The sequence below is a fragment of the Deinococcus fonticola genome (assembly GCF_004634215.1).
GTDB lineage: Bacteria > Deinococcota > Deinococci > Deinococcales > Deinococcaceae > Deinococcus > Deinococcus fonticola.
In genome coordinates, this window is record NZ_SMMH01000107.1 from 1 (window position 1) to 735 (window position 735).

Here is a 735-nt window from a genome sequence, read left to right on the forward strand (position 1 = left end):
TACCAACCCAAACCGCGCCAGGACAGCGAACTCCGGCAGCGCATCCATGATCTGGCCAAACAGCATCCCCGCCGAGGATATCGCTTCATTCACGCCCTGCTCGTACGAGCAGGGGTCACCATCAACAAGAAGCGCGTTCGACGACTCTGGCGCGAAGAAGGTCTCGCCATCAAACCTAAAACATCCCGAAAAGTCCGCACTGGGGCGTCGATTCCCATGCAGGCCGAGTATCCCAATCATGTCTGGACGTACGATTTCGTCTTCGACCAGACGCTGGAAGGGACAACCCTGAAGATCCTCACCCTGACCGACGAATTCACCCGGCAGTCCCTGGCACTTCGGGTGGCCGAATCCTTCACCTCCAGGGAGGTGAAGGCCGTCCTCCAGGAAGTTATTGCGCAGCGTGGTGCACCAGGATTTATCCGCAGCGACAACGGTTCTGAATTTATTGCCCGTGATCTGGGCATCTGGTTGGCTGTCCAGGACATTGGCACCCGGTTCATTGAACCTGGCAAACCGTGGCAGAACGGCTTTGCCGAGAGTTTCCATTCCCGCCTACGAGCCGAATGTCTCAATCAGGAGGTCTTCTATTCCGCTAAGCACGCCCAGGTGCTGCTGGAGGATTGGCGAAGGTTTTACAACAGCGCCAGGCCGCATTCGTCTCTGGCTTATCTGACCCCGGACGAGTTTGCCCAGCAGGCCAGGGGGCGGCCTGCCGACCCCCTTTGCGGAAAC

General features: G+C 58.4%; 1 protein-coding gene. It reads left to right on the forward strand.

The genetic code is table 11. The features are described 5' to 3' along the window. A partial coding sequence (locus tag E5Z01_RS19265) for an IS3 family transposase (RefSeq protein ID WP_135230850.1) occupies positions 1-735 on the forward strand: 735 nt, incomplete at both ends.